The organism is Exiguobacterium sp. 17-1 (assembly GCF_023096305.1).
In the GTDB taxonomy this organism is placed as follows: domain Bacteria; phylum Bacillota; class Bacilli; order Exiguobacteriales; family Exiguobacteriaceae; genus Exiguobacterium_A; species Exiguobacterium_A sibiricum_A.
In genome coordinates this window covers 231,353-256,025 of sequence record NZ_JALIGJ010000003.1, presented here as the reverse complement: position 1 = coordinate 256,025, position 24,673 = coordinate 231,353, and the positions used below count along the sequence as shown (strand labels likewise).

General features: G+C 45.8%; 22 protein-coding genes, 15 tRNA genes and 2 rRNA genes. 29 read left to right on the top strand and 10 right to left on the bottom strand.

The window, feature by feature from the left end; translation table 11 throughout:
* The 21 genes from MUN34_RS10995 to MUN34_RS10895 form a co-directional block, all read left to right on the top strand.
* Positions 1–120, top strand: a 23S ribosomal RNA gene (locus MUN34_RS10995); the annotation flags it as partial.
* A 94-nt stretch (positions 121–214) separates the two neighbouring features.
* Positions 215–330: ribosomal RNA gene (gene rrf / locus MUN34_RS10990) — 5S ribosomal RNA — on the top strand.
* A gap of 6 nt (positions 331–336) precedes the next feature.
* Positions 337–411, top strand: a tRNA-Asn gene (locus MUN34_RS10985).
* A gap of 27 nt (positions 412–438) precedes the next feature.
* Positions 439–529 (top strand) — tRNA-Ser (locus tag MUN34_RS10980).
* A gap of 21 nt (positions 530–550) precedes the next feature.
* Positions 551–625 (top strand) — tRNA-Glu (locus MUN34_RS10975).
* 10 nt (positions 626–635) lie between these two features.
* Positions 636–709: transfer RNA gene (locus MUN34_RS10970), tRNA-Met, on the top strand.
* An 8-nt stretch (positions 710–717) separates the two neighbouring features.
* Positions 718–793 (top strand) — tRNA-Asp (locus MUN34_RS10965).
* Between the two features lie 7 nt (positions 794–800).
* Positions 801–876, top strand: a tRNA-Phe gene (locus tag MUN34_RS10960).
* A gap of 28 nt (positions 877–904) precedes the next feature.
* Positions 905–988 (top strand) — tRNA-Tyr (locus tag MUN34_RS10955).
* A gap of 5 nt (positions 989–993) precedes the next feature.
* Positions 994–1,064: transfer RNA gene (locus MUN34_RS10950), tRNA-Trp, on the top strand.
* Positions 1,065–1,077: 13 nt separating this feature from the next.
* Positions 1,078–1,150 (top strand) — tRNA-His (locus tag MUN34_RS10945).
* Positions 1,151–1,160: 10 nt separating this feature from the next.
* A tRNA-Gln gene (locus MUN34_RS10940) sits at positions 1,161–1,232 on the top strand.
* Positions 1,233–1,239: 7 nt separating this feature from the next.
* A tRNA-Gly gene (locus MUN34_RS10935) sits at positions 1,240–1,314 on the top strand.
* A gap of 6 nt (positions 1,315–1,320) precedes the next feature.
* A tRNA-Cys gene (locus tag MUN34_RS10930) sits at positions 1,321–1,394 on the top strand.
* A gap of 32 nt (positions 1,395–1,426) precedes the next feature.
* Positions 1,427–1,507, top strand: a tRNA-Leu gene (locus tag MUN34_RS10925).
* A 4-nt stretch (positions 1,508–1,511) separates the two neighbouring features.
* Positions 1,512–1,582, top strand: a tRNA-Gly gene (locus MUN34_RS10920).
* Between the two features lie 38 nt (positions 1,583–1,620).
* Positions 1,621–1,691 (top strand) — tRNA-Gly (locus tag MUN34_RS10915).
* Between the two features lie 88 nt (positions 1,692–1,779).
* On the top strand, positions 1,780–2,925 hold the full coding sequence (gene queG / locus MUN34_RS10910; protein WP_247857781.1) for a tRNA epoxyqueuosine(34) reductase QueG: 1,146 nt from the start codon (positions 1,780–1,782) through the stop codon (positions 2,923–2,925).
* Positions 2,915–3,400: a methylated-DNA--[protein]-cysteine S-methyltransferase gene (locus MUN34_RS10905; RefSeq protein ID WP_026829116.1), complete on the top strand. Its 486-nt coding sequence runs from the start codon at positions 2,915–2,917 to the stop codon at positions 3,398–3,400. Before queG ends, MUN34_RS10905 begins: the two co-directional genes overlap by 11 nt.
* A gap of 1 nt (position 3,401) precedes the next feature.
* Positions 3,402–3,875 carry a tRNA (uridine(34)/cytosine(34)/5-carboxymethylaminomethyluridine(34)-2'-O)-methyltransferase TrmL gene (gene trmL / locus MUN34_RS10900; protein ID WP_026829115.1) on the top strand — a complete coding sequence of 158 codons (474 nt, stop codon included), beginning with the start codon at positions 3,402–3,404 and terminating at the stop codon, positions 3,873–3,875.
* A 243-nt stretch (positions 3,876–4,118) separates the two neighbouring features.
* Positions 4,119–4,685, top strand: a complete 567-nt coding sequence (locus MUN34_RS10895) for a DUF5366 family protein (protein WP_026829114.1) — start codon at positions 4,119–4,121, stop codon at positions 4,683–4,685.
* A 1-nt stretch (position 4,686) separates the two neighbouring features.
* Here MUN34_RS10895 and MUN34_RS10890 read toward each other — a convergent pair whose 3' ends face one another.
* Positions 4,687–6,462: a transglycosylase domain-containing protein gene (locus MUN34_RS10890; protein ID WP_247857780.1), complete on the bottom strand. Its 1,776-nt coding sequence runs from the start codon at positions 6,460–6,462 to the stop codon at positions 4,687–4,689.
* A 205-nt stretch (positions 6,463–6,667) separates the two neighbouring features.
* Here MUN34_RS10890 and MUN34_RS10885 point away from each other — a divergent pair, with 205 nt between their 5' ends.
* Genes MUN34_RS10885 through MUN34_RS10870 form a run of 4 tightly spaced genes read left to right on the top strand, consistent with a single transcriptional unit; the run spans position 6,668 to position 12,863 of the window.
* Positions 6,668–7,828, top strand: coding sequence for a glucose-1-phosphate adenylyltransferase (locus tag MUN34_RS10885; protein WP_247857779.1), 1,161 nt, complete (start codon positions 6,668–6,670; stop codon positions 7,826–7,828).
* Positions 7,829–7,841: 13 nt separating this feature from the next.
* On the top strand, positions 7,842–8,942 hold the full coding sequence (gene glgD / locus MUN34_RS10880) for a glucose-1-phosphate adenylyltransferase subunit GlgD (protein WP_026829111.1): 1,101 nt from the start codon (positions 7,842–7,844) through the stop codon (positions 8,940–8,942).
* 14 nt (positions 8,943–8,956) lie between these two features.
* Positions 8,957–10,408: a glycogen synthase GlgA gene (gene glgA / locus MUN34_RS10875; RefSeq protein WP_026829110.1), complete on the top strand. Its 1,452-nt coding sequence runs from the start codon at positions 8,957–8,959 to the stop codon at positions 10,406–10,408.
* Between the two features lie 28 nt (positions 10,409–10,436).
* Positions 10,437–12,863: a glycogen/starch/alpha-glucan phosphorylase gene (locus MUN34_RS10870; protein WP_247857778.1), complete on the top strand. Its 2,427-nt coding sequence runs from the start codon at positions 10,437–10,439 to the stop codon at positions 12,861–12,863.
* A 35-nt stretch (positions 12,864–12,898) separates the two neighbouring features.
* On the opposite strand, the gene MUN34_RS10865 is transcribed toward MUN34_RS10870, so the two are convergent.
* Positions 12,899–13,714: a sulfurtransferase gene (locus MUN34_RS10865; RefSeq protein ID WP_026829108.1), complete on the bottom strand. Its 816-nt coding sequence runs from the start codon at positions 13,712–13,714 to the stop codon at positions 12,899–12,901.
* Between the two features lie 105 nt (positions 13,715–13,819).
* Between MUN34_RS10865 and MUN34_RS10860 the strand changes: the two genes are divergently transcribed.
* Together MUN34_RS10860 and MUN34_RS10855 are read left to right on the top strand one after the other, a co-directional pair.
* Positions 13,820–15,556: a phospho-sugar mutase gene (locus MUN34_RS10860; protein ID WP_247857777.1), complete on the top strand. Its 1,737-nt coding sequence runs from the start codon at positions 13,820–13,822 to the stop codon at positions 15,554–15,556.
* A 158-nt stretch (positions 15,557–15,714) separates the two neighbouring features.
* The gene (locus MUN34_RS10855; protein WP_247857776.1) at positions 15,715–16,611 is read left to right on the top strand and encodes an aldo/keto reductase; all 897 of its coding nucleotides are present in this window, start codon (positions 15,715–15,717) and stop codon (positions 16,609–16,611) included.
* 78 nt (positions 16,612–16,689) lie between these two features.
* On the opposite strand, the gene MUN34_RS10850 is transcribed toward MUN34_RS10855, so the two are convergent.
* The 5 genes from MUN34_RS10850 to MUN34_RS10830 all read right to left on the bottom strand — a co-directional run bounded on the left by MUN34_RS10850 (position 16,690) and on the right by MUN34_RS10830 (position 20,654).
* The gene (locus MUN34_RS10850; protein WP_014969669.1) at positions 16,690–16,878 is read right to left on the bottom strand and encodes a hypothetical protein; all 189 of its coding nucleotides are present in this window, start codon (positions 16,876–16,878) and stop codon (positions 16,690–16,692) included.
* Between the two features lie 141 nt (positions 16,879–17,019).
* Positions 17,020–17,667, bottom strand: coding sequence for an amino acid ABC transporter permease (locus MUN34_RS10845; RefSeq protein ID WP_034770010.1), 648 nt, complete (start codon positions 17,665–17,667; stop codon positions 17,020–17,022).
* Complete coding sequence (locus MUN34_RS10840; protein ID WP_026829105.1) at positions 17,667–18,428, bottom strand: transporter substrate-binding domain-containing protein; 762 nt, start codon at positions 18,426–18,428, stop codon at positions 17,667–17,669. Before MUN34_RS10840 ends, MUN34_RS10845 begins: the two co-directional genes overlap by 1 nt.
* A 163-nt stretch (positions 18,429–18,591) precedes the next feature.
* The gene (locus MUN34_RS10835; RefSeq protein ID WP_026829104.1) at positions 18,592–19,698 is read right to left on the bottom strand and encodes an ABC transporter ATP-binding protein; all 1,107 of its coding nucleotides are present in this window, start codon (positions 19,696–19,698) and stop codon (positions 18,592–18,594) included.
* A gap of 122 nt (positions 19,699–19,820) precedes the next feature.
* A complete protein-coding gene (locus MUN34_RS10830; RefSeq protein ID WP_247857775.1) occupies positions 19,821–20,654 on the bottom strand; it encodes a PucR family transcriptional regulator in 834 nt (277 codons plus the stop codon).
* A 70-nt stretch (positions 20,655–20,724) separates the two neighbouring features.
* Between MUN34_RS10830 and MUN34_RS10825 the strand changes: the two genes are divergently transcribed.
* Entirely contained in the window at positions 20,725–21,861 is a 1,137-nt protein-coding gene (locus MUN34_RS10825; protein ID WP_026829102.1) for a DUF445 family protein, read from the top strand.
* Between the two features lie 20 nt (positions 21,862–21,881).
* On the top strand, positions 21,882–22,259 hold the full coding sequence (locus tag MUN34_RS10820) for a YlbF/YmcA family competence regulator (RefSeq protein WP_012369586.1): 378 nt from the start codon (positions 21,882–21,884) through the stop codon (positions 22,257–22,259).
* A 46-nt stretch (positions 22,260–22,305) separates the two neighbouring features.
* Here MUN34_RS10820 and MUN34_RS10815 read toward each other — a convergent pair whose 3' ends face one another.
* From MUN34_RS10815 to MUN34_RS10805, 3 genes are all read right to left on the bottom strand, one after another.
* Positions 22,306–22,524, bottom strand: coding sequence for a YhzD family protein (locus MUN34_RS10815; RefSeq protein ID WP_247857774.1), 219 nt, complete (start codon positions 22,522–22,524; stop codon positions 22,306–22,308).
* Between the two features lie 57 nt (positions 22,525–22,581).
* A complete protein-coding gene (gene dinB / locus MUN34_RS10810) occupies positions 22,582–23,661 on the bottom strand; it encodes a DNA polymerase IV (protein WP_247857773.1) in 1,080 nt (359 codons plus the stop codon).
* 65 nt (positions 23,662–23,726) lie between these two features.
* The gene (locus tag MUN34_RS10805) at positions 23,727–24,641 is read right to left on the bottom strand and encodes a magnesium transporter CorA family protein (protein WP_026829100.1); all 915 of its coding nucleotides are present in this window, start codon (positions 24,639–24,641) and stop codon (positions 23,727–23,729) included.
* Between the last annotated feature and the right edge of the window lie 32 nt (positions 24,642–24,673).

Here is a 24,673-nt window from a genome sequence, read left to right as displayed (position 1 = left end):
GAGATTTCCCTTTGAGTAATCAAGAAAGACCCCTCAGAGACGATGAGGTAGATAGGTCACGGGTGGAAGCATGGCGACATGCGGAGCTGAGTGATACTAATCGGTCGAGGCCTTGTTCTAGCAGATGATCTTGTTGATGACTTCAGTTTTGAGGGCGCGAGCCTTTCAAAAAAGTGCTTGACGTTATGGAAACATAATGTTAAGATAATAGATGTCTGGTGGCGATAGCCAAGTGGTCACACCCGTTCCCATGCCGAACACGGAAGTTAAGCACTTGAACGCCGAAAGTAGTTGGGGGCTTCCCCCTGTGAGGATAGGACGCTGCCAGGCGATCGTTCCGCAATAGCTCAGTGGTAGAGCAACCGGCTGTTAACCGGTAGGTCGTAGGTTCAAATCCTACTTGCGGAGCCATTATATTACTTCTTCACCACATGCAATGGAGAGCTGTCCGAGTGGCCGAAGGAGCACGATTGGAAATCGTGTAGGCGTCACAAGCGTCTCAAGGGTTCGAATCCCTTGCTCTCCGCCATAACATTTTCAATTTCAAGATGGCCCGTTGGTCAAGCGGTTAAGACACCGCCCTTTCACGGCGGTATCACGGGTTCGATTCCCGTACGGGTCACCATTTTTATTAGCGCGGGGTGGAGCAGTCTGGTAGCTCGTTGGGCTCATAACCCAAAGGTCGTCGGTTCAAATCCGGCCCCCGCAATTACATACGGTCCTGTGGTGTAGCGGTTAACATGCCTGCCTGTCACGCAGGAGATCGCGGGTTCGAATCCCGTCAGGACCGCCATTGTTAAGGCTTTGTAGCTCAGTCGGTAGAGCAGAGGACTGAAAATCCTCGTGTCGGCGGTTCGATTCCGTCCAAAGCCACCATATGATTTTCAGATGATTTTCCCATTGTGGGGGGGTAGCGAAGTGGCTAAACGCGGCGGACTGTAAATCCGCTCCCTCGGGTTCGGCGGTTCGAATCCGCCCCCCCCCACCACTTTTAGGGGCATAGTTTAGCGGTAGAACTACGGTCTCCAAAACCGTCAGCGCGGGTTCGATTCCTGCTGCCCCTGTTCTATTATTATGGCGGTTGTGGCGAAGTGGTTAACGCACCGGATTGTGATTCCGGCATTCGTGGGTTCAATTCCCATCAGTCGCCCTTTTATTATTGGGCTGTGGCCAAGTGGTAAGGCACTGGATTTTGATTCCAGCATGCGAAGGTTCGATCCCTTCCAGCCCAGCTTTTGTGCGGAAGTAGTTCAGTGGTAGAATACGACCTTGCCAAGGTCGGGGTCGCGGGTTCGAATCCCGTCTTCCGCTCCAATGAGTGGCGCCATAGCCAAGTGGTAAGGCAGAGGACTGCAACTCCTCTATCGTCAGTTCGATTCTGACTGGCGCCTCCAATTCCTAATTTAATGTTTATGCAAGAGATTGTGCCGGTGTGGCGGAACTGGTAGACGCGCACGACTCAAAATCGTGTTCCTTTGGAGTGTCGGTTCGATTCCGACCACCGGTATCTTGCGGGTGTAGTTTAGTGGTAAAACCTCAGCCTTCCAAGCTGATGATGAGGGTTCGATTCCCTTCACCCGCTTTTTACCTTTGTTACAATCTCAAGATTCACCTGATTATGCGGGTGTAGTTTAGTGGTAAAACCTCAGCCTTCCAAGCTGATGATGAGGGTTCGATTCCCTTCACCCGCTTACCTGAAAAGAGCAACGTGTCGTTTTTAATTGACACTTTGCTCTTTTTGTTTAGCATGGAGATAAACAAGGCGAAAGGAGAGATACGATGCAGGGGGAATTGTTGAAAAAAGAATTGCAGATGTATGCCAAAGAGATTGGTATCGATGAATTCCGTATTACGACAGCTGATCCTTTTTTAGTGATGAAACAGCGTCTCATTCAACAACAAGAAAAAGGGTATGCTTCTGGATTTGAAGAGCCTGATCTTGAACGGCGGACGACACCAACGCTGTTGCTGGATGATGCCGTCTCCATTATCGCAATCGCCGTCGCTTATCCAAGTAAGCTCAAAGATGCTCCGCGTGGAAAAGAAGGAGAACGGCGCGGGATTTTTGGACGTTCTTCTTGGGGACTGGACTACCATCAGGCTCTGAAGCAGCGATTGACATTGCTGGAAGAAAAAATTCAAGAGCTGAACCCGGGAGCCCGATCGCGTTCGATGGTCGATACGGGAGAACTGGTCGATCGTGCGGTCGCCGAACGAGCCGGTATTGGATTCAGCGGAAAAAACTGTTCCATCATCAGTGAAGAGCACGGTTCTTATCTATATCTCGGTGAACTGATCACGGATTGTTATCTTCCGCCGGACGAACCTGTAGAAGAACTGTGTGGTTCGTGCAATAAATGTCTCGATGCTTGTCCGACGGATGCACTGATTGAACCTGGTGTCATCGATGCAAAACGGTGTATCTCCTTCATCACACAAACGAAGACACTGATTCCTGAACACTTCCGATATGCTTTAGGAAATCGGTTATACGGTTGCGATACCTGTCAGCAGGTTTGTCCGTATAACCGGAAAAAACATGCGACACAACACAGCGAACTGCAACCTGATCCGGAACAGGTCAAACCGTTACTGATTCCGTTGCTCTCCCTTAGTAATCGTGAATTTAAAACACGGTTTGGTTCATTATCGGGTGCATGGCGCGGAAAAAAACCAATTCAACGTAATGCCGTCTGTGCGCTCGTTCATTATCAAGACCGGACGGCACTCGAGGCTTTACGAGTAATGGCTGAAACCGATCAGCGAGAAGATATGCGAGCCCTTGCCATCTGGGCAATCGGTCGGATTGCCGGTCAAGAAGCGGAAGTCTATATCCAAGGGCGGCTGTTGACTGATTTCGCGGAAGATGTTCAAGTGGAAGGGAATCGTTTGCTTGAGGAATGGGGAAGCGGGCATGCCGTATAAAAAACTGACATATACGTTTGGCGAGCTGGTCATCGGGTGGGAAGAAGAGGAAGTCGTCTATCTCGATTTTGGACATGACATGAATCGTCTGAAGCAACATCTTGATGAAGCTGCTTATTATGAGGCACCGTTGCCCGGTTTTCTAGCCGACGCGCTTAACGCATATGAACAAGGACAGCCGGAAGCATTGAATACCATTCCTTGCCGGCTGGAGGTTACTGCTTTCCAGCAACGTGTCTTGGAAGCGTTAAAATTGATACCGTTCGGACAGACAGCGAGTTATGGACAACTTGCACGAATGATTGGTTCCGACAAGGCGGCACGTGCAGTCGGTGGCGCCTTGAATCGGAATCCCATCGCTTTGATTTATCCATGTCACCGGATTATTGGGACAACCGGTAAAATGACGGGTTTTGCCAGCGGCATTGCCCATAAAGAAGCGCTGCTTGCGCATGAGTTAGGAGAGAAGAATTAATATGGCTATTCACGTCGTCATGTATCAACCAGAAATTCCACAAAATACAGGTAACATTTCACGGACATGCGCAGCGACGCATTCAGTCTTACATTTAATTCGGCCACTTGGATTTTCAACGGATGATAAACAGTTGAAACGGGCAGGTCTTGATTACTGGGAGTTCGTTGATGTAAGATATCACGATTCGTTGGAAGAGTTATGGGATAAACATCCGGATGGGACGTTCTACTATATCACGAAGTATGGCGAAAAATATCCAAGCCAAGTGGATTTGTCAAACGTTGAAGAAGACTACTTTTTCGTTTTCGGACGCGAAACGAAAGGATTGCCGTTAAACGTCATCGATGAGAATCTGGATCGTTGTATCCGCCTTCCGCAATCGAATCTTGTTCGTTCGCTCAATGTCTCGAACACAGCTGCAATCATCGTTTATGAAGCACTGCGGCAACAAGGATATGCGAATCTTCTGTAAAACAACAAATCCCCCTGACCCGAATACACGGGCAGGGGGATTTGTTTTATTCGTTACCTTCAGGTTTTTTGTTGTAGCCTGCAGTGAAAATCGCTGTCAAGAAAGCGAGACTAACGCCTACCATTAAAATAAATGCCATTTTTGCTTCCCCCTTTAGTCTCAATAACCGATATAATCTATTATAGTATACTTGTTAGTGTAATTGTGTGCTACATATGAAATTTCTATGAATGGAGATTCGAAATGCGGACGAACGTCTACTTATTAAGTTATGCCCCGCTGATCAGCATCCTGCTGTTCAGTACGTCTCTTGCGATTGCTACATCAGAGCTTGCACTGACATGGTTGAATGACGTCGGGGTATACGACGAGCTACTACAAATACTTAGTGCACGTAACACGAAGTTACTCGTATGGCTCGGCTTTTTAATCATTTATTTCATGATTTTCAGTTCGCTGAAACTGATTTCAGATACGATTAATCAGCTTGGGTTTGCGTTTTTCATCAAAGAACAGGTGGGAACGACTTTGAGCATGTTACGTCCCGGCAGTATCCTCCTGTTGATCGGAGGATGCATCAGTTTTGCATTCATGACATCGTTTCCGTTGGTTTGTCTCGTACTGGCCAGTTCTTTTTTAATCTATTTTTTCTTTTACGTTTTTCAAATCAGTAAAATGACCTCATCTGCAGGAGCCATCGGATTAGTCGTATTTCTTTTTCTGGCGTGGGGCCTGTTACTGGCCGGACTGACCTGGGTCGGACTAAGTTTGTTCAATTCGCTTGGACAAGCCGTCTTGTTCCCGAAATAAGTCATCGGACGATCGAAGCCCACGTCCTGACCTGTAATGTACCGTTCGCTTCGTTCGGGAAGGCACGGGGAATATCCGCCCCAAGCCAGATTCCCCCGACGTGTTGGTTTTTTATCCCGACAAACCACATGTCTTTATTTTCGTTTGTCGTACCGGTTTTGCCTCCGATATAGGCAGGGGTTGGATCATAACCCAATCGTCCTGTACCATACGTCATGACGTTGTGGAGCCCTTTGCGCAGTAACTGGTTTGTTCGACTTGACCAGATCCGGTCCGTTGTCATCGAATGCCGGTAAAGTGTGCCTTGATCCGTCGTGATGGTGCGGATCATCGAGGATGGACTATAGAGTCCGTCATTGACGAACGTCGTGTAGGCATTCGTCAATTCGAGTGGACTGACACCGTATTTCAATCCGCCCAGCGCACTGTTGTATGAATTATCTTCTTCGGTCCATTGACTGAACCGGAACGGTCGGATGGTTTTCAACCCTTCATTGAACGATACAGCAAAAGCGCGTAAGGCCGGTGTATTATAGGAGTAAGCAATCGCATCGGCAATCGTTACGCTTCCGAGAATCCGGTTGCTGCTGTTTTGCGGACAATACCCGTCAAAACAAACCGGGCTTCCGTCCAATCGGCTCGTTAATGTTTTTTTCGTCTTTTCAAGATAGGGACCATAAACAAGTAATGGTTTCAACGTTGATCCGGGTTGGCGGTAGGACTGAACCGCCCGATTGAGCTGACCCGGCACATTGGATTTATTGCCGACAAGTGCCGTCACACCGCGTGTTTCCCCGTCGATTCCGACGTAAGCGCCTTCAAGCGGTTGGGGGAGTTGTTGAATTGCTTGTTTGGCCCGAGTCTGTTCTGCGGGATCAAGATACGTCTGAATGACAGCACCGTGCTGATGTAAATACTGTTCAGCCTGTGACACGCTCAAATTTTTTGAAGCAGCTGTTTGGCGGATTGCTTCCGACACGCTGGCATCGATGTAATCGGGATACCGGATGGTCGGCTTATGAAACGAAACGTTAACGGACTGCTTCCAGACTTTGTTTGGGATGTCCTCTGTCTGTTGCAAGGCCTTTAAAATACGTTGTTGACGTTTGCTCGTATTGTTCGGAAACCGTAATGGATTGTAAAGGGACGGATTGTTTGGAATCGCAGCCAAATAACTGACTTCCGCCCAACTTAAATCTTTTGCATGTTTTCCAAGATAAGATTTCGCTGCGAGCTCAATGCCATAAATATTATTGGCAAAGTAGGCTTGATTGACATACGCTGTTAAAAGCTCTTTTTTAGAATATTTTTGTTCCAATTCCATTGCAATTAAAATTTCTTTTATTTTTCTAGTATAGGTTTTCTCTGTGGAAAGATACGTCATCCGTGCCAGTTGCTGGGTGATGGTACTTCCGCCTTGACCTTTACTGTCACCGGACTGATTTTCTGTAAACGCTCGCAAAATCCCGGTGATATCATAGCCATCGTGTTGATAAAATCGTCGGTCTTCAATCGCGATGAAAGCTTGCTCAACCTTTGATGGTAAAGCACTTGCCATCAAATCATCTCGACGTAACCCGTCATAGAGTTCAAGGCGCTCTTTTTGATACGTGACAGTAATCGGTTGATAGGAAGCAAGGGGACGATCAGTCGTCTTTTGATCTGCCCAACTGAACAAATCCTGGGCAAGATCCAACTGATTACGAACTGAAAAAAGTGTTAGTACTAAACTAAAAGCTAAAGCCGACACTAAAGCATATCCGGTCGTGATTCTCATGAAAACTCCTTTCAAACGGCATTTCATTCCTATTATCGGTGTTTTATGGAGAAAACAGTAGAAAAATTTAAGAAATTTGTATTTTAATAAACCTATTTTGCAGGAATGTTATATTAAAAAGAGAAAAGGTGGGTATATAAGAGTATCTGTATAAATTAGAACACACGATTGATGTAAAAAAAGAGCACAAACTGGAGGGGACGAAATGGCTAAAAAGAATGTCGTCGCGATGTTGCTTGCTGGCGGAGAAGGAAAACGTCTAGGAGCACTTACGAAACACACTGCAAAACCAGCGGTCGCGTTTGGAGGGAAATATCGGATTATCGATTTCCCGTTATCCAACTGTACGAACTCAGGAATCGACACAGTAGGAGTCTTGACGCAATATGAACCACTTGAACTGAACCGCTATCTTGGAATCGGAAGTGCCTGGGACCTTGACCGCCGTAACGGTGGATTAACGATCCTGCCACCATACCAAGCCCAAAACGGGAAAAACTGGTATGAAGGAACGGCGAATGCCATCTACCGTAATATGAGTTACATCAACCAATACGATCCAGATTATGTGCTTGTATTGTCAGGGGATCACATCTACAAGATGGATTACGAAAAAATGATCGAGGAACATCGTCAAGGGGGAGCAGATGTCACAATTTCTGTTCGTGAAGTTCCTTGGGAGGAAGCACCGCGCTTTGGTATCCTGAATACGGACGAAGATCTTCGAATCAATGAATTTGAAGAAAAACCGGAAAATCCGAAATCGAACCTGGCTTCGATGGGGATTTACGTCTTTAACTGGGATGTCTTGAAACGTCATTTGATTCAGGATGCAGGGGACGCAGAATCAAGCTTTGACTTCGGGAAAAACATCATTCCGAACATGTTATACGAAAACTTAAATATTCGTGCCTATAAATTCAAGGGATATTGGAAAGACGTCGGAACAATCCAATCGCTTTGGGAAGCCAATATGGACTTACTTGCAGCGGATCCGGAGTTCGACTTGTACGAACCGTCTTGGAAAGTACATTCTGTCAATCCAAACCAACAACCACAATATATCGGGAACAATGCTTCGATTGATACTTCAATCATCAACGAAGGATGCCACATCGAAGGCGAAATCAATCATTCGGTTCTCTTTTACGGCGTTGACGTCGCAGAAGGTTCACTTGTGAAGGATTCGGTCATCTTCCCGAACGTCAAGATCGGTAAAGACGTTACGATTCACCGGGCGATTCTCGCAGACGGTGTCGTCGTAGAAGACGGGGCAACAATCGGAACACCGAACGGCGAAGTCTTCGTTATCGAAGCGAACAGTATCATTCCAAAAAACGAAGTCATCAAAGAAGCGATCCAATAAGGGGGAAGTACCGATGAAAACAGATTTATTAGGAGTCATCAATCTGAGCGGTGAAGAAGGATTCTTTAAAGAATTGACGGAACACCGCAACTTGGCTGCCGTACCATTCGCAGGTCGTTACCGACTCATCGATTTCACGTTGACGAACATGGTTCAAAATGAGATTGCGAATATCGGTGTCTTTACACTTGAAAAATACCGCGCCATGATGGATCATCTTGGATCCGGCAAAGAGTGGGACTTGGACCGGTCAAACGGCGGGTTATACATCTTCCCGCCGGCTTTATCACAAGATGCCCATGAATTCCGTGGGGATCTATCAAACTTCCATTTACACCGCGACTTCTTTTTACGCAGTAAAGAGAACTATGTCGTGATTTCAGGATCGAACATTTTATCCGCTGTTGATTATCGCGATGTGTTACGTGAACATAAAGCGTCCAATGCTGATATTACAGTCGTTTATACAAAGCGCGACTTGCCTTGTAACTACTGCCGTCCGATTCGTTTCAGTGAACAAAACCGTGTGACGGCAATTGGTTCACGTGGATATGAACCATCGGATGAGACGTTCTACATGGAAACAGTTGTCCTGTCAAAAAACTTGTTCGTCCGTCTCGTTGACGAAGCAATTGGCCGCGGGGAATATGATTTGTTGCAAAGCATCATTCGTTCTCAATTAAACCGACTTCATGTCCATGGTTATGAGTACACAGGTACATCACAAGTGATTCATTCCCTTCGTTCGTACTACCGTGAAAGCATGTTGTTACTCGAACAATGGGGAGCAATCAATGACTTCCAGCATGTCTACACGAAAATCAAGCATGAACCACCGACTCGCTACTTACCAGGATCGACAATCAAGAATTCACTTGTCGCGAACGGATGTAAGTTAGAGGGGACGGCAACGGACAGCATCCTCTTCCGTGGTGTCAAAGTCGGAAAACATGCGCGTATTAAAAACTCGATCATCATGCAAAAATCAGTCATCGAAGAAGGCGCCGTCGTTGAATACGCGATCCTTGACAAAGAGGTAACAGTGAAACGCGGACAAGTCATCCGTGGAACGGCTGAAGAACCGATTGTCATCAAGAAACAAACAATCGTTTAAAAGGGGATGTCATTATGAAGGTATGGTTTGCTGCCACAGAAGCGACACCATTCATCAAGACAGGGGGGCTAGCTGACGTCGTCGGCTCGCTCCCTTTAGCGCTTGCTGAAGAGGGTGCGGAAGTTTCGGTTATTTTACCGAACTACGGTCAAATTAAAGAACAATACAAACAGGAGATGGAATTTTTATTTGATTTCATCGTCCCGGTCGGATGGCGTCAGCAATTTGGAGCAGTCTTGCGTCTAAAACAAGACGGTGTGACGTTTTATTTCATCGACAATGAATACTACTTCAAGCGCGATGGCGTAATTTATGGTCATTATGACGATGCGGAGCGTTTTGCGTACTTCTCAAGAGCGGTCCTTGAAATGATTCAGCGTGTTGATGCAGAGGAAGTACCGGATGTTATCCATTGTCATGATTGGCAAACCGGCGTCTTACCGGCTTTCTTACGGATTCATTATCAGCATCTCAACCGTTATCAGGAAATCAAAACGGTCTTTACAATCCATAACCTGCAATATCAAGGTGTATTCCCGGAAGAAGTACTAGGTGATCTGCTTGGTCTCAGTCACGAACACTTCACAGCAGACGGAATTGCCCATAACGGACTCGTCAACTATATGAAGGCTGGTCTTGTCCATGCCAATCAAATTACGACTGTCAGCCCGTCTTACCGGGATGAAATCATGGATCCATACTATGGGGAGACACTAGAACCAGTCTTGCAACACCGTGCCGTCGACGTCCGCGGAATTTTGAACGGAATCGATTACAGACAGTTCAGTCCGGACACAGACGAATATTTAGTGGAAAACTACGATGTTCAGACTGCTGAAGCAGGCAAAGCAGCCAACAAGGCCGCCTTACAACAGGAACTTGGACTACCGGTCGATCCGGATGTTCCGTTATTTGGCTTCGTCTCGCGTCTTGTCGATCAAAAAGGAATCGATTTGCTCGCCCATATCCTGCCTGACCTGTTTGAACTCGATGCGCAGTTCATCATTCTTGGTTCAGGGGAAGCGGAGTATGAAGGATTGTTCCAACATGCGTCAACGATTCGCCCCGACAAGGTAGCTTCATACATCGGTTTTGATGTCGGACTCGCCCAACGTATTTATGCCGGCAGTGATGCGTTCTTGATGCCGTCACGTTTCGAACCATGTGGTCTCAGTCAATTGATTTCGATGAAGTACGGTTCGTTGCCTGTCGTTCGAGAAACCGGCGGCTTGCGCGATACTGTCCAACCATTTAATCAGTTCACTTTAGAGGGAAATGGCTTCTCGTTCTCGAATTATAATGCGCAAGAGTTCCTTGATGCAATCAAACGGACGATCGAGACGTATCATGATAAACCTGTATTCAAACATCTGATCGAGACAGCGATGCAAGAAGACTTTAGCTGGATTCGATCTGCTGATGAATATTTGGCGCTCTATCGTTTAATCGCACCGTCTGTTGACTAAATGGGATTACGGGAAATGGGGTTTTTAGATGTTCCAAGACAAAGAGAAGTTCAAGAAGAGGTTTAATGAACGGTTTATTTCCATGCATGGTAAAGCGCTCGATGATGCAACGGAAAATGATGTGTACCAAACGTTAGCCTATATGGTGCGGGAATATGTCACAACGGATTGGATGCGAACGAAAGAAACTTACATCCATAAAAAAAGTAAACAAGTCTATTATTTTTCACTTGAATTTTTGCTTGGTCGCTTCCTCTACAATAACCTGTTGAGTCTCGACGTATTAGAAGAGGTGCGAAGCGGTCTTTCAGAACTCGGCTATGATTTGGCTGATTTGACGGAAGAAGAACCGGAACCGGGTCTTGGGAATGGAGGACTCGGTCGTTTAGCGGCCTGTTTCCTCGATTCACTCGCAGCACTCGGCTTACCGGGGCATGGAAACGGTATCCGTTATCAATATGGACTGTTTAAACAAAAAATCATCGATGGCTACCAAGTCGAACTTCCGGATAACTGGCTGAAGAACGGCAACATGTGGGAAATTCGTCGTTCAGACAAAGCGGTCGATATTCCATTCGGAGGAAACGTTTGGCTCGAGGAAGTCGAAGGCGGTAAGTATCGTGTCCATCACGAACCGGCAGAAATCGTTCGTGCTGTTCCTTATGACATGCCGATTGTCGGTTATCAGAACGGTATCGTCAATAACTTACGTCTGTGGAGTGCTGAATCACCGTATGACGACGATGAACTGTTGAGCCAACATCGCGGCAACTATAAAGACTTACTAAGCCACAAACAAGCAATTCAGACGATTTCTGAATTCTTATATCCGGATGATACGACATATGAAGGAAAAGTCTTACGTCTGAAGCAGCAGTACTTCTTCGTCTCGGCAGGACTCCGAAGTATCTTGTTGTCACATAAAAAACGAAATACGTCGCTGAAGCATTTAGGAAATCAAATCGCGATCCATATCAATGATACGCATCCAGTTGTTGCGATTCCTGAATTGATGCGGATATTGATTGACGAAGAGGAATATTCATGGGAAGAATCATGGCGGATTACGAAAAGTGTCATGTCCTTTACGAACCATACATTGCTTTCAGAAGCTTTGGAACGCTGGCCGGTTGATCTGTTCCGTGATCTATTACCGCGAATTTATCTCATCGTTGAAGAAATCAACCGTCGATTCTGTAAAGATGTCCTTGATAATTATCCGCACCTGGAAGCGAACATGCGTGAAATTGCCATTATTGCGGACGGGATGATCAATATGGCAAACTTAGCGGTCGTCGGTACCCACTCGACGAACGGTGTGGCTCAAATCCATACGGAAATTCTCAAGCAACGCGAAATGCGGTTATTTTATGAGATGTTCCCACTACGCTTCAATAATAAAACGAACGGAATCACACATCGGCGCTGGTTCCTATTATCGAATCCGGCACTTGCGAATCGTGTAACGGAAGCAATCGGGGACAGTTGGATCAATCATCCGTCTGATTTACAAAAGCTGACGAAATTCGCAGAGGATACCACGCTTCAACAGGATATCCAGGCAATTAAGCTAGCGAGTAAAAAGGAATTGGCAGAGTTGATTGAGAATGAGACGGGAATCGTTGTAGATCCGCATTCGATTTTTGATGTGCAAGTCAAACGGCTTCATGCGTATAAACGACAATTACTTAACGCGCTTCATATTCATTCGTTGTACTACCGTATAAAAGAAGATCAATCGTTCCAGATGACACCAAGGACCTTTATTTTCGGTGCAAAAGCGGCTCCTGGCTATCATTATGCCAAAGAAGTCATCCGTTACATCAATTCTTTAGCTAAACTGATTAACTCGGATCCGGACGTCAGTCCTTATATGAAAGTGGTGTTCCTTGAGAATTACCGTGTCTCGCTTGCAGAAAAGATTTTCCCGGCAAGTGATGTCAGTGAACAGATTTCGACAGCAAGTTATGAGGCTTCAGGAACCGGCAACATGAAATTCATGATGAACGGGGCCTTGACGGTCGGAACACTGGATGGTGCGAACATTGAGATTCGTGATGAGGTGGAGGATTCAAACATCTTCATTTTTGGACTGACCCCACAAGAAGTCATGAACTACAAAAAATATGGTGGATACAGCGCTTACGATCAATACAGTGCACAACCTGAACTTCGTCGCGTGATTGATGGACTCGTGGACGGATCGCTTTTCCCGACAGGTGAGTTCCAGGCAATTTATGATTCTCTGCTGACGTACAATGATGAATACTTGATTCTAAAAGATTTCTTATCGTACCAACAAGCGCAGGAAAGAATCGGACGTGCGTATCAGGACCCTGAAAAATGGTATAAGATGGTCATCATGAATATCGGGAAATCGGGTGTCTTCTCGAGCGACCGGACCATTAAAGAATATGCCAATGCCATATGGAACATCAAACCGGTTCAAATCTAAAAAAAAGTCCGATGAGAATCGGACTTTCGTGTACGTTATCGTGCGACCTCATCCGTTTGGCTGATCCAGTCGCTGTAAGAACCTGCATAGAGCCGGACATCGGTTTTCCCTAAAGCGTGCAAGGCTAGGACATTGACGCAAGCAGTCACGCCACTGCCGCAATAAAGAATCGGAGACTCCGCTTCGAGCAGCTCAGCGTACAATTCCTTCAAATCTTCCGCATCTTTCAAGCGGCGGTCTGGCGAAATCGCCTTTTCGAAGAAACAATTCACAGCACCCGGAATGTGACCGGCAATGGAATCAATCGTTTCGTTTTGACCCTGGAATCGATCAGGTGACCGGGAATCGACGAGATAGGTGTCTGCCGGACGATTTTTAACTTCTTCATATTGAATCAGCATGTCATCTTTAAAGTCGGCTCGATAAGTCGATTTTTCAAAAACAGCAGATTCTGAACTCACTGGAAAATCAAATGCGAGATAAGATGATAGTCCACCTTCAAGGACGACGACACGTTCATGCCCGGCCCATTTAAAAAGCCACCAGGCACGTGCTGCATAAGGGAAGCCATCATCATAAAGAACGATGAAATCATCGCGCTGGACCCCGAGTGACTCCAAGGTACGAATCCATTGCTCTTTTGAAGGTAATGGATGGCGTCCGCCCGTTTCGGAACGTGGTCCTGATAAATCAGTTGATAAATCTAAATACTGTGCGCCCTCGACATGGCTTTCCTTAAAAGCGTCACGACCATAATCGGGCTGCTGCAAATCATAGCGACAATCAAACCAGCGAATCTGATCCGTATGGACAAGTTGCTGTAAGTCAGTCATTTGAATGGTTGGAAACATGAACATCACCTTGACCCTTTCTAAAGTAATCATATGAAAGGTACCGTTTTATCGCAAGTCGTAACAAACATCTTGTACAAACAAACTTAAAGGAGTGGACACTACATGTCATGGAAAGAGACCTACCAAAAATGGAATCAGTTTTCGGGATTAGAAACTGAATTAAAAGAAGAATTGACGGCACTTGCGACAGATGACAAAGCAGCCGAAGAAGCCTTTTACAAAGAGTTGGAATTCGGGACAGGTGGTATGCGTGGTGAAATCGGTGTCGGGACGAACCGGATGAATGTATACACTGTCCGTAAAGCCTCACAAGGGTTTGCTGACTTTATTAAGGCAGAAGGAGCGGAAGCAGTCGCGCAAGGTATCGTCATCGCACATGACTCCCGTCACTACTCTCCGGAGTTTGCGTTAGAAGCAGCGAAGACGCTTGCCAGTAACGGGATTAAAGCGTACTTGTTTGATGGACTCCGGCCAACACCAGAACTGTCATTTGCCGTGCGTGAACTCCGTGCAGCAGGCGGAATCGTCATTACGGCGAGTCACAACCCACCGGAATATAACGGTTATAAAGTCTATGGGAACGACGGTGGCCAATTACCGCCAAAAGAAGCGGATGATCTTGTCTCTTACGTTGATCAAGTCGAGGATGAACTTTCAATCGAACTTGAAGCGGAAGAAGTATTGCGAGCGAATGGATTAATCGTTCGTGTCGGAGAACAGCTGGATGACGCGTATCAAGAACAATTAAAAACGATTCGTGTTTTACCAACGATTCAAGACGAGTTGACAGCACCTTTAAAAATTGTCTTTACTCCGCTTCATGGCACAGGTCTTGTGCCTGTAACGGTCGGATTAAAGAATTATGGTTTTGAGCATGTGACGGTCGTCGAAGAACAGGCGAAGCCGGATGGTGCGTTCCCGACAGTTTCTTCCCCGAACCCGGAAGAGCATGCGGCGTTTAAATTGGCGATCGAGTACGGAGATCGTGTCGATGCGGATGTGTTACTTGCGACGGATCCGGATGCCGACCGTGTTGGTGTTGCGACACGTGATGCGGACGGAGAGTGGGTCGTCCTCACAGGAAACCAGACAGGTGCGTTACTACTTGATTACATCTTGTCACAAAAATCAGCTCAGGGTACATTGCCGAAAAATGGTTTTGTAGCGAAAACGATTGTCACATCGGAACTTGGAGCGTTGATTGCAAGACATTACGACTTACACGTTGAAAACACATTAACAGGATTTAAATTTATCGGTGAAAAAATCAAGCAATACAATGAATCCGGGGAATATGAATATCTGTTTGGTTATGAAGAAAGTTATGGCTACTTGATCGGGGACTTCTGCCGTGATAAGGATGCTGTCCAGGCCTGCTTGCTTGCTGCTGAGATGACAGCGTATCACAAGAAAGAAGGACGGACGCTGTATGAGGCATTACAAGCTATCTATGAGCAGTTCGGCTACTTTGAAGAATCGCTTCGTTCATTGACGCTGAAAGGTAAAGACGGTGTAGCACAAATCGGCCGGATCATGGATACATTCCGGGAGCATCCGCCAAAACAAGTGGCAGGTGAAAAGGTCGTCTTATTTGAAGATTACGATGCCAGCATCTCGCATGATTTGATCCAACATCAGCCATCACCAATCAATCTGCCGAAATCAAACGTCTTGAAATTTACGTTAGAAGACGGTTCGTGGTTCTGCCTTCGTCCATCTGGAACAGAACCGAAAATCAAGTTCTATTTCAGTGTGACATCACCGGACGCCGCAGAGACAACACGCAAACGTCAGTTGATTGAAGATGAAGTGATGCAGGAAGTCGAGCAAATTCAATAATCGGATAAACCGGGAACACGAAAACTGGCAAAGAGATCATCTGTCTCTGCCAGTTTTTTTGTCTATTTGTCCGAGAAGGGCGTAACTCGTGCAACCGTTCTCAAATTCATGTAAAGTGAACGGTGAAGTATGATTGAAAGATAGGGAGATGACTACACATGGAACGGATACATTTAACAGAAGAACTTTCATTTTCGAAAATCATTCATGGATTATGGCGTCTGAATGAATGGAACATGACGGCACAGGAGCGACTCGAATTAATTGAACAATGCTTAGCATTAGGAATTACGACATTTGACCATGCCGATATTTATGGTGATTATACGAATGAAGGACTATTTGGTGAAGCATTGGCGCTGAAACCTGAATTACGTGAACGGATGGAAATCGTCACAAAAACCGGTATCAAAATGAAAGGAAATCATTTCTCGGATCAAAAACTTTCATTTTACGACACGACAAAAGAGCATATCATTGAGCAGGCGACCCGTTCATTAAAGGAACTGGGTATCGACTACATTGATACGTTACTGATTCACCGTCCCGATCCATTGATGGATCCAAACGAAATTGCCGAAGCATTCGTCGAATTAAAAGAATCCGGGAAAGTCCGGACGTTCGGATTGTCGAACCATACACCGGCTCAACAAAGTTTGATTCAATCACGACTGCCGTTTATGCTCGTCACGAACCAGCTTGAGCTGTCTGTCGCGGAACTGAAGCATTTTGAAGACGGTTCGGTTGATTTATGCCACGAAAATGAAATGCCGCTCATGGCATGGAGTCCGCTTGCCGGAGGACGATTGTTCAAAGAAGAACAATTTGCGCCGCTTCGTGAAAAACTCGAGGAGATCGGACGTGACATCGGAGCGGAAGAAATCGACGAAGTAGCCTATGCCTGGTTGCTCAAACATCCGGCGCGCATCATGCCAATCGTCGGTTCAGGAAAAATTGAGCGGATCGAATCTGCTGTCCGGGCGACGCGTCTCGAACTGTCACGTGAACAATGGTTTGAAATCTTAAAAGCTTCCCGTGGACGGGATGTCGATTGAAAAATAGCCTTCGGGCTATTTTTTTGTACAAAAAAAGTCCCATCTCAAGGGGGAGTTGAGATGGGAGTATCTATAGGGTTATGCTTCGAGACGAAGCATTTCCTGGCGATATTTATCTAAACGTTCTTTACTAGCGACAACAGCTGCTTGATCACTGACTTGGATAGCATCGAAGAGCGTACTGAGCTCATAATCGATTTCGAGGCGTAGCACTGGAATCCGCTGCTCTGCATCTTGTCTACGGAAAGCTTCAATTACTTGTTTCATCTCGGCCACGCTCCTTTTAAAGTTATCAGATAATTCTGATTTTTATTAGTATACTTGATTATTCCCGTGTTGGCTAGTATTAAACCTGAAAAAGATTAAAAAAAACACTTGGAATGTGTAACGATTCCAAGTGTACTTATTTTATTCCGGAATACTGAATCGTGCTTCGAGACGATGTTGAACACCTTGAATTAATGTGGACATAATCCAATAAATCGCAGCTGAAAACAGCAATAACGGCATGACAAGATAGGTTGTTGCTGAAATCTGATCAGACACATAAGTCAGTTCTTCAACGGCTACGATTGTCCCGAGTGAAGTCGATTTGATAATATCAATAACCGAGTTCGACAGGGGAGGAATGGCACGTGAAAGAGCTTGTGGGAGGATAACATCCTTAAACGTCTTCCGGCGTGGAATTCCGAGTGAATCCGCAGCTTCCCATTGTCCGCGATCAACAGACGAAATCGCTGCTCGGAACGATTCGGAGATGTAGGCCGAGAAGTGAAGCGACAGACCAAATGCTAACGCTTGGAAGCCGGTCAGTTGAAGAACGACGAGACCATTGTATAAAATCAGAATTTGCAGTAACAGTGGCGTTCCTCGGAAAAATGAAACATACAATCGTGCGAAGCCGCTTAAGACGGCAAAGCGACTATCCCGCATGACGGCAAGAATCAGACCAAGAAAAAGCGCAAAGACGATGGCAAATCCACTTGCAAGAAGTGTAGTGCCAATCGCCTTTCCGTAAACGTCCGCATTATCGCGGACGATTGTAAACAATTCCATCACTTACTGATGTCCTCGTTAAAGTATTTTTTCCCAAGATCTGCGAGTGTGCCGTCTTTTTGCATCTCTGCGAGTGCTTTGTTGAAGTCCTCTGCATACTTGCTGTTTTTCGCCATCATCAGACCTGATTCGTTTTTGTCAAACGTCTCACCGACAGCTTTTACTTTGTATCCTGCTTTTTTAAGTTCTGTCAGGACAAACAGACGATCGTTCATGGCAGCGTCGACGCGACCTGCTTCAAGATCTTTCAAGACTTGGTTTGCGCCTTTGTAGTATTTGACTTTCGCACCGGCTTCTTCCGCTGTTTTCGCATAGAGTGAGCCTTGTGTCGAACCGACTGTTTTTCCTTTTAAGTCGTCAAGTGTCTTGATGTCATTTGTTTTGTTGTTAACGATGATCGTTGAACCGGAAACCGTATAGGCATCAGAGAACGCATATTTTTCTTTCCGCTCATCTGTGATCCCCATTTGGTTGGCAATGACGTCGATTCGTTTTGAATCAAGTGCTGGAATCAATCCTTTGAAGTCCATCGCTTTGTACTCGACTTTATAGCCGGCACGTTTTGCGACTTCATTCATGACATCGATATCATAACCTGTCAGTTTGCCTTTTTCTTTATACGTAAATGGTGGGTATGTTGCTTCTGTTCCGACCGTTACGATTTTTTCGTCTTTGTTTGCTTCTTCGTTAGAAGCGCCGCACGCCGCTAACACCCCCGCTGTTGATAGTGCTGCTACTGCTAGCTTTAGTCCGTGTTTCATAGCGCTCTCTCCTTTTAATGAATAAATGATTTCAATTCCTAGTTTTCGAATAGGATTAATTTAAGACTACAAGCAGTATCATACAAAGTTACAGGAACGTCTGTCAATAAAAAAGACTGCCCATGAATGGACAGCCTGATTGCGGTTACTGAACTCTTAAAGATTAACGGATTGTTGCTTCTGTTGCTGCATCGAAGAAATGCGCTTTTGTCATGTCGAAGAAGAGGTCTAAATCTGAACCCATCTCGACGTGTGAACGCGAGTCGACACGTGCTGTGAACGCTTGGTTACCGACTTTTGAATAGAGGTAAGACTCGGCTCCCATGAGCTCAGATACTTCAATGTGTGCCGGGAAACGGTGAGCTGTCTGTGTATCTTGATAGATCAACTCAGCATGAATATCTTCCGGACGGATTCCGAGAACAAGATCTTTACTTGTGTAGCCACGTTCGCGCAGGACTTTCATCTTACCTTCAGGAACTTCAAATTTCTCTTCTGTACCCGTGACATGGAAGAGACCGTCTTCCGCGAGTTTACCTGTCAGGAAGTTCATTGACGGAGAACCGATGAAACCAGCAACGAACATGTTGTCCGGGTGGTCGTATACTTCTTTTGGTGTTCCGACTTGTTGAATGAGTCCGGCTTTCATGATGACAATTCGAGTCGCGAGGGTCATCGCTTCCGTCTGATCGTGCGTCACGTAAATCGTCGTCGTTTCAAGACGTTTGTGCAACTGGATGATTTCCTTACGCATCTGAACACGTAGTTTAGCATCCAAGTTCGAGAGCGGCTCATCCATCAAGAAGACTTTCGCATCACGGACGATGGCACGGCCGATTGCGACACGCTGACGTTGTCCACCAGAGAGGGCTTTCGGTTTACGCTCCAAATATTCTTCGAGTCCGAGAATACGTGCTGCATTGTCGACACGTTGTTTGATTTCGTCTTTCGGGAACTTCCGAAGTTTCAGACCAAATGCCATGTTGTCATATACGTTCATATGTGGATAGAGGGCGTAGTTTTGGAAGACCATCGCGATATCACGATCTTTAGGCGCCACATCGTTCATGCGTTTTCCATCGATGACGAAATCCCCGCCTGAAATTTCTTCGAGACCAGCAATCATTCGTAATGTCGTCGATTTACCGCAACCTGATGGTCCGACGAAGACGATGAATTCTTTATCTTTAATATGAAGGTTAAAATCATCCACTGCTTTTGCTGTTCCTGAATAAACTTTATCAATATGCTCAAGACGAATATCTGCCATGTGTACATCCTCCTGTAAATTAAGTAATCGGTTACTATAACGCTTACAAGACTTAGTATAGGAGAACTGGTACGAAAATCATATGGACAACATGCCCGAATGTAAACGTTATCATTTGGTCACTATGCTACAAGAAGAAGCGTATAAAGGAACATCGCACCCTCGAACGACCGGATATCGATTTCCGTCTGTTCCGTCAGTCGGTCGAGCCGGTACTGAAGACTGTTTCGATGTAAAAAGAGATGTTTAGCCGTCAGTGAAACATTTAAGTTGGCGCGGCAAAAGGCATCGATCGTCTCGCGTGATTCGCGTTCGAGCGGTGTGATGAACCGTTCGATCAAATCGTCGCGGATATCTGTCGACAGTAACGTCAACCGCATCAGGGCAGGCAGGAACCGTTCAATGTGTAATAAGGGAAGTTCACGTAAAGCAGCCTGCTCCAACCGGAATTGAGCTGCCAGGTCTCCGGATTTTCGTTGTTGGCCGATCAAGACCTTGCCGTCCATCAGAAAATCAGACTGGAGAGCTGTAAAAAAATCATGTAAATCATTTTCTGTGACAGACTCTTCCCGTTCAATGACGACAAGACGATTGGATGTTAACGGGATGATCCAACTCGACGGATGAAAAAAAGAAGTCAGCAGTTGTTGCAAATCTTCGCCGGTCCGGACGTCAAGTTGTTCAAATAAGAAATGAATCATCCGAAACGGGTCTGCTTCTTCACTGTGCTGTTGTTCCAACCGATGACGCCACGTGACAATCTGATCGGAATCAGACGTAACGACCCGTTCTGCAATCAGGTCGAGCAAATCCAGTTCACGAGGAGTGAGAACCATATTTTCAATCCCGAAACGCAGTCCATCGGCTAACTGATATACGGTATACTTATCGGTACAGTACACGGTAGGATCGGTGGAGAGATGATCCTTAAATAAGACGGTTAATTGATGTAACATACAAGGCGCCTCCCTAAAAAGTCCTACTAAGACTTTACCACAATACCAAAATCGGAAGGAACGAGGATCTATGCAAGTAGAAGTTGATTTAGTTATAAAGATGATTGGAATGATCATCATTGGAGCATTGATTGGGGCAATCACCAATCATCTCGCAATCCGGATGTTATTTCGTCCGCTTGAAGCAAAGTATATCGGAAAGTACCGAATTCCGTTTACACCGGGACTAATTCCAAAACGTCGTGACGAACTAGCGGCGAATCTCGGGCGAACGGTCGTCAAACATTTATTAACTCCGGAAGGAATCAGCAAGCGGCTTCAGCAGCCGGTCGTATACGAGGCAATTACCCGGATGATTCAGCAGGAGTTACAGAAGTGGACGCGCTCGGCGAAAACAATTCGTGAAATTGCCGAACGATTTGTCACGAATCCGGAAGGTAAATTACAACATCAAATGGAGCATCGGATTGATCAGGAATTGGTAACGATGGCTGCTTCGGTTAAAACAGCGCGGTTATCAGAAGTCCTCGGGGATGGCGGAACGACAAAAATCAAGACAGCGATTCCTGGGATTGTCGAGACATTACTTCGTCAAACCGAACAGTATTTTGACAGTCCAGCCGGGAAAATGAAACTGGAAGAAACGGTCGCTCAGTTCATTCAAAGTAAATTAGGCGGAGGCATGTTCGGGATGTTGCTGGCTAATGTCAATCTCGTGGAAATGATTCAACCGGAACTCAAACGGGTAATACAAGGAAAGTCGACACACCAGTTCATCAGTGAAATGGTCGAACAAGAAATCAGTGCGTTACTAGAGCGGCCGGTTGAAGAACTGCTTGGAGCGGAGACGGAACAACAACTCATCGAGCGAATGAAATCAGAAATCTTAACGCGTATTCCATTGACGAAATTATTGGATACGGAATTACGTGAACTACTGGAACCGCTTGAAGTCCGGATCAGTCAAGAAATGGTTCCGATGCTTTCTAAACAAGTGGTGGTCCGCCTGGTCGAACAAGTCGAGCGAATCATGGCGACACTGGATCTCGAAACGATTGTTCGGGAAGAAGTCGATTTACTGGATACCGCATATCTAGAAGAAATTGTCCTGTCGATTTCAAGAAGAGAATTCCGGGCTATCACTTGGCTTGGGGGACTATTAGGTGGTTTAATTGGAATGATACAAGCGATACTTCTTATCGTTTAACTAAATTGGAGGGTTCAAATATGTCTGAAACAAACTTATACGATCATGCTTACACACTAGAGCGTGCACTACGTGAAACATCAGAATACACGACACTTAAGGATTTGTATGCGCAAGTCAATGCGGATCCAATGTCGAATGAGCTATTCGCCTCATTCCGCAACGTGCAACTTGAGTTACAACAAAAACAAATGCAAGGTGAAGAAATCACACCTGAGGATATGGCATCGGCACAAGCGAAGATGCTGGAAGTCCAAAACAATCCATTGATTGGTCAACTGATGCAGGAAGAACAACGCATGCACACGATGTTGACGGAAGTGACACAAATCATCATGAAGCCACTCGAAGAACTATACGCACCGATGATGGAACAAAATCAAGACGACGTTCAATGACATCATGAAAAAGCCTCGCTTCCGTTTCATCGGAACGAGGCTTTTTTCATGATGTTTTTTCCGTTGATACAAGGCGAGGAAGGTAAGCCCGTTCAAAATGAACCAACTGTCCGGCACGGGTCACACGTGCTCCGCGGTGTTCCAAGTCTGCTTCTTTCAGGCGGCGGATACCTTCTTGACGCGCCTCAGAATCGGAGGAAGCGTCAAAGGTATCATCCAGTAACGTTTGTCCTCGATCTGAAAATGCAGTAATCGTATAAAGCATGGCTGATTCCTCCTTATCCGAAATGACTAGCTTAAGTGTAATGAATAGTCATTCATTTTACAAGTATGAATCAATGTCTTGCCACGTTAATTGTTTGGAGAGGGGTGGGGCTTCAAGATGACTAACGCTCATACCGATCAGGCGGATCGGACCGGAAAAGTCAATTTCATTAAACAGTTTGGTCGTGACCCGGAGTAACGTTTCTTCATCAGCCGTTTCTTCTAAAAACGTATAACGTTTAGAGCGAGACTGGAAATTTTCCGTTTTCCATTTAATCGTAACGGTTCGGCAAACCAGTTCTTTTTGGTTCAATGTTTTGACGACCGACAGGGCTTCGCGTTTTAACGTTTCGAAAATGGTATCGATATCTTCTGTATCTTCTTCGAACGTACTTTCAGATCCGATTGATTTCCGTTCCCGGTGCGGGCGGACCATTCGTTCATCTTCACCGTGCGCCATCGTATACAGTTCAGTTCCCCGATCTCGGCCGAGTAGCCCCCGCAGTTCAGCTATCGGCGATTGTTGGATATCTGCCACAGTGTTGAAACCATGTTTTTGGAGCGTTTGCTCCGTGACTTTTCCGACTCCGTGTAAATCCCCAATCTTTAATCCTGATAAAAAAGGTAAGACAGCATCCGGAGGCAAAACGGTTAATCCGTTTGGTTTTTGATGACCCGAGGCAATTTTAGCAACAAGTTTTGAGTTCGATACACCGGCAGAAGCAGTCAAACCTGTCCGTCGTTTGATTTCAGTCAGAATGTACTGGGCAATATGCGTCGCACTTGTCATCTGCAGGTTGTTTTCTGTGACGTCAAGATAGGCTTCATCTAACGAAAGCGGTTCGACAAGAGGTGTGACCTCAAGAAATAACTCCATGATCTGGGCACTGACAGCACGGTACACTTCAAAACGGGGGCGCAGAAAAACGGCCCGCGGACACAGTTGAAATGCCCGTCGAGACGGCATGGCGCTGTGAATGCCGTATTTACGTGCTTCATACGAACAGGTGGCGACGACACCCCGCGCATGAGGAGGGCCACCGACGATGACGGGAACCCCTTTTAGATTCGGTCGATCGCGCTGTTCCACAGAGGCGTAAAACGCGTCCATGTCGACATGAATGATTTTTCTTCCCATCATCGTCTCCTCCTTTCTTTCAATCGGTTAGTTCGTTACACTAAGTATAACGAACTTATGTTCTGTCATCTATTTTTTACTCTCGACTTTTTATTAGGCATTCGGACGAGCGCTCCTAACCAACCACGGCGTTTCATCCAATAAAAGATTCCGCCGGTCGTAAGGAAAATCAAAAAGAGGGAGCTGGCATATCCATATTTCCAGTCGAGCTCTGGCATATTTTTAAAATTCATTCCCCAAATCGCACCGAGGGCCATCATTGGCGTGGCAACGGCTGTGAAAATCGTCAGGGCTTTCATGATTTCATTTCCTCTGAAGTTCGAGACGGTTGTCGAAAGATCAAGCAATACCTCGATATCTTTTTGATAGTGTTCAATCAGCATCAACAGACGTTTTACCCGTTTTTCTGCCAGTCGGTAAGGTAAAGCATCCGTGTACGTACTTTGCCGAACGAAAGCTTCGGGACCTGCTAAAACAAGCTCACGGAACGGGACGATCAAGTCGGACCAGTTTTCGATCGTATCGCGTAAGCCAAAAATACTGTCGAGAGAATTTTCGTCGATGCTTCCCCGGAGCTCATCTTGTCTCAAAAAAAGTTCTGTTTCAAAAGCATCGATTCCCGAGAAGTAGGTATTCATTTGCAGGGATAACAGGGCATAAAAAGCTTCGAAAGGGGTCGTAGTCTCAAACGGTTCAATTAAGGAAACCGTATGTTCCGATAAGCCGATTGTAATCAGTTCCGTCGGTGAAAGATAATAACAGATAGAGCGGCGATCGCTTTTATCGGCCGGATTTTGCCAAGTTATGATGGATCCGTATAATAAGTCGAGTTCGACACGTGTAAAGTTCATATCTTTTGTGGACAGTTGATTCAACCAGTCCAACTTAAAGGCATCGGTTGGTGTTTCAGAATGAAAATATTCTTCAAATTCAGCAAGCGTTAAAAAACGATGCCATGTAAAGAGTGAGTCGAATTCCATGTTTTGAGCTCCTATATAGTAGAATGGTAGAG

Bases quoted from the DNA above. Each gene is read 5' to 3' on its own strand.
- MUN34_RS10905 (WP_026829116.1), top strand. From the start codon at position 2,915: ATGCCGTATAAAAAACTGACATATACGTTTGGCGAGCTGGTCATCGGG.
- MUN34_RS10845 (WP_034770010.1), bottom strand. From the start codon at position 17,667: ATGGAATTGTTTACAATCGTCCGCGATAATGCGGACGTTTACGGAAAG.
- MUN34_RS10840 (WP_026829105.1), bottom strand. From the start codon at position 18,428: ATGAAACACGGACTAAAGCTAGCAGTAGCAGCACTATCAACAGCGGGG.
- MUN34_RS10815 (WP_247857774.1), bottom strand. From the start codon at position 22,524: ATGCTTTATACGATTACTGCATTTTCAGATCGAGGACAAACGTTACTG.
- MUN34_RS10825 (WP_026829102.1), top strand. From the start codon at position 20,725: ATGCAAGTAGAAGTTGATTTAGTTATAAAGATGATTGGAATGATCATC.
- MUN34_RS10830 (WP_247857775.1), bottom strand. From the start codon at position 20,654: ATGTTACATCAATTAACCGTCTTATTTAAGGATCATCTCTCCACCGAT.
- MUN34_RS10870 (WP_247857778.1), top strand. From the start codon at position 10,437: ATGTTCCAAGACAAAGAGAAGTTCAAGAAGAGGTTTAATGAACGGTTT.
- MUN34_RS10895 (WP_026829114.1), top strand. From the start codon at position 4,119: ATGCGGACGAACGTCTACTTATTAAGTTATGCCCCGCTGATCAGCATC.
- glgA (WP_026829110.1), top strand. From the start codon at position 8,957: ATGAAGGTATGGTTTGCTGCCACAGAAGCGACACCATTCATCAAGACA.
- queG (WP_247857781.1), top strand. From the start codon at position 1,780: ATGCAGGGGGAATTGTTGAAAAAAGAATTGCAGATGTATGCCAAAGAG.
- MUN34_RS10860 (WP_247857777.1), top strand. From the start codon at position 13,820: ATGTCATGGAAAGAGACCTACCAAAAATGGAATCAGTTTTCGGGATTA.
- MUN34_RS10820 (WP_012369586.1), top strand. From the start codon at position 21,882: ATGTCTGAAACAAACTTATACGATCATGCTTACACACTAGAGCGTGCA.
- MUN34_RS10835 (WP_026829104.1), bottom strand. From the start codon at position 19,698: ATGGCAGATATTCGTCTTGAGCATATTGATAAAGTTTATTCAGGAACA.
- dinB (WP_247857773.1), bottom strand. From the start codon at position 23,661: ATGGGAAGAAAAATCATTCATGTCGACATGGACGCGTTTTACGCCTCT.
- MUN34_RS10855 (WP_247857776.1), top strand. From the start codon at position 15,715: ATGGAACGGATACATTTAACAGAAGAACTTTCATTTTCGAAAATCATT.
- MUN34_RS10805 (WP_026829100.1), bottom strand. From the start codon at position 24,641: ATGGAATTCGACTCACTCTTTACATGGCATCGTTTTTTAACGCTTGCT.
- MUN34_RS10890 (WP_247857780.1), bottom strand. From the start codon at position 6,462: ATGAGAATCACGACCGGATATGCTTTAGTGTCGGCTTTAGCTTTTAGT.
- MUN34_RS10850 (WP_014969669.1), bottom strand. From the start codon at position 16,878: ATGAAACAAGTAATTGAAGCTTTCCGTAGACAAGATGCAGAGCAGCGG.
- trmL (WP_026829115.1), top strand. From the start codon at position 3,402: ATGGCTATTCACGTCGTCATGTATCAACCAGAAATTCCACAAAATACA.
- MUN34_RS10885 (WP_247857779.1), top strand. From the start codon at position 6,668: ATGGCTAAAAAGAATGTCGTCGCGATGTTGCTTGCTGGCGGAGAAGGA.
- glgD (WP_026829111.1), top strand. From the start codon at position 7,842: ATGAAAACAGATTTATTAGGAGTCATCAATCTGAGCGGTGAAGAAGGA.
- MUN34_RS10865 (WP_026829108.1), bottom strand. From the start codon at position 13,714: ATGTTTCCAACCATTCAAATGACTGACTTACAGCAACTTGTCCATACG.